The sequence below is a fragment of the Myxacorys chilensis genome, from assembly GCF_059505265.1.
Map to the genome: position 1 here is coordinate 1 of NZ_JCACKG010000261.1, position 2,559 is coordinate 2,559.

Sequence of the window (2,559 nt, forward strand, 5' to 3'; positions counted from 1 at the left end):
GCATTAGTGTTGCGCTCGGACAGAGTTTCTTACTCGCCGTTCTCTTTCCAAGCTTTATCACAGCCTATGGAATCTGGGTACTTCTAGGATTACTTTGCTTCAATTGCGGAATGGGGATAATTCTGCTTTCCTACTTGGCGCGGTTCTATTAGGCATTCCCGTAGCTTGTGTTTGTGAAAGCAGGAATGTGGAACACATTGCTTGTTGGTAGTTTCCAGATTGTTAGGGAGAAGAGTGCTAGTCAGATTACGAAGCAGTCGCAAAATTATTCTGAATGTCCCGATTTTGCTCCTGCTTGTTTCAACAGTTGAATTGTTTGCGGGTTTGTAGCTAAATCGAGTGCAGTTTCTCCAGCCTGGTTTTTGACATTCACGTTAGCACCCAAGCCAAGCAAGTCTTGAACATAGGTTGGATTATCGAGAACCGTCATCAACGGTGTATTGCCCATATCCCCGCGCACATTCGGGTCAATTCCTAAACGAATGAGATCACCGCCATCCGTAAAAAAGCTGTAGTGGTGATAGCGACGAGTGAGGGTGAGCAGTAGACCACGAGATTTCGGTAGATCCCCGTTCTGAGATGCAATGTGCAGGGGGGTAAGGATTGTTCCGTAGGTGTCGATGCGTCCAAAGGACTGTCCAGCTGGAATCAGAAGGACAGAAAGAATTGCGATCGGGAGAAGTCCTTTCATCCCGACTTTGCGGCAAGCACAATAGCTCATGGCAGGGGGAGCCGTCGCGAGGATTGCGAACGTGGACCAGGTAATGAGGCTGGAGCGACCCAGGAGCATCCAGAGTGCCAAGTGTCCCATCCAAACACTTTGTCCAAGCATCCAGATCGCCAAGCTTTGAACGGTAAGAAACCAGAAAACGGGAAAGATAAGAAGCCAACTCACTGTGGAAAGTGCCCACAGAATCAGAGATCGCTGAGGTTGACGAGCCACTTGACTGAGCTTTGAAGTAGCAGAATTGAGAGATTCCATTGCTGATGTTCTAGGGGAGCTTATTCAACCTACTTAGGCATTGAAAAAAGTCCTAAATTTCCGTGCCAGTTCTACAATTGACAATCGACCATCTCTATCTCTCTTCTATCACTCTAAGCATAGTTTATTAGACTAGAAGCCGGAGAGTTCATGAGTTTTACCTGACGATGTCTGCCTCTCGTGCTGCCCAACCCACGATCCGTTTTGTCGATGAGTATTGCCAGTGGTATGAGCCACTATTTCCGGAGGTTCGGAGCTTTGAAGCCTTCAAACTTCTGCATCTGGGCATGATCAGCGAAGTCAAACGTAAGTCATTACCCGCGATTGCTAAAGCAGTGGGGTTGAATAATCCCCAAAGTCTACATCATTTCCTCACCGAATCGCCTTGGACCGTACCTCAGTTACGTCAGAAGCGATTGGAACTGATCCTCAAAGTCCTGCATGAACGGTCAATGATTTTGTTGATTGACGAAACCGGAGACTGCAAGAAGGGAAACAGCACCGATTACGTCAAACGACAATACATCGGCAATGTCGGTAAGAAGGAAAATGGCATCGTCGCAGTGACGGCTTATGGATTGGTGGAGGGCATGATTGTGCCCTTAACGTTCGAGGTCTATAAACCCAAAGAACGATTGAAGCCTGAAGATGAGTATCAAACAAAACCGCAGATTGCAGCGACGATGGTTCGGCAACTTCAGGCAATGGGCTTTCATTTTGACCTGGTATTAGCCGATAGTTTGTACGGCGAGAGCAAGGTCAATTTTGTCAACGTCCTAGATGAGTTGAACTTGCCGTATATTCTGGCAATTCGTAGCAACCATGGTTTGTGGTTACCGCAAGATCAGGAGGTTTATCAGGAGCCTTGGCAAAAGTTTGAGCGCACCTTTAGCAATGGCACTACCGAAGTGCGATACATGGCGGAGGTAGTTTACGGCAAACGGCATCGCAAACAATATTGGCTGTTGACGACTGACCCGCAGACCCTGCCTGAGAACTCGACGACTTTCGTGATGGTGGCTGCTCCTAGGGTCAAGCTTGAGGACATCGGCAACAGTTATGGATTTAGAACCTGGATTGAATATGGACTCAAGCAAGCTAAAGATGCACTGGGGTGGGCAGACTTTCGCATGACAAGTTATGAACAGATTGCTAAGTGGTGGGAGCTAGCGATGAGTGCATTTCTGATGGTCAGCTTGTTTGCAGATGCCTTCAATGATTGTTGTCCACTTGTCCATCAACAGTTTACGCAACACCCCTGGTGGAATCACCAGAACGGTTGGAAGAGCCAATTGAACAATCTTCGCCTTATAATCCAACCTTTGATTTGTTTTAATTGGCTCAAGCAATGGTTAATGGTATTTTCGATTGCTGCATTAGAGACTGGATTTGAGCGTCTGATCAACAAGATGGATCAGTTTTTCTGTCCAATTATGCATCAATTGAATTTAGAATCTATTTTTTCTTCTCCCTAGAGTGATAGAAGAGGGCTATACGGACAAAGCAAAACGAAACGTTTCTAGGGAAGACCAATAATCTTAAAGAATGAGTAGGGAGAGCAATGTCTAAAGTTTTCG

General features: G+C 46.4%; 2 protein-coding genes. One reads left to right on the top strand and one right to left on the bottom strand.

Annotated elements, in window-relative coordinates:
* Positions 1-265 precede the first annotated feature (265 nt).
* Positions 266-982, bottom strand: a complete 717-nt coding sequence (locus AC5JLB_RS26740; RefSeq protein ID WP_495876873.1) for an ankyrin repeat domain-containing protein — start codon at positions 980-982, stop codon at positions 266-268.
* 167 nt (positions 983-1,149) lie between these two features.
* Between AC5JLB_RS26740 and AC5JLB_RS26745 the strand changes: the two genes are divergently transcribed.
* Positions 1,150-2,457, top strand: coding sequence for an IS701 family transposase (locus AC5JLB_RS26745; protein ID WP_495876874.1), 1,308 nt, complete (start codon positions 1,150-1,152; stop codon positions 2,455-2,457).
* Positions 2,458-2,559 lie beyond the last annotated feature (102 nt).

Excerpts from the sequence above, each read along its gene's own strand:
- AC5JLB_RS26740 (WP_495876873.1), bottom strand. The coding sequence starts at position 982 with ATGGAATCTCTCAATTCTGCTACTTCAAAGCTCAGTCAAGTGGCTCGT.
- AC5JLB_RS26745 (WP_495876874.1), top strand. The coding sequence starts at position 1,150 with ATGTCTGCCTCTCGTGCTGCCCAACCCACGATCCGTTTTGTCGATGAG.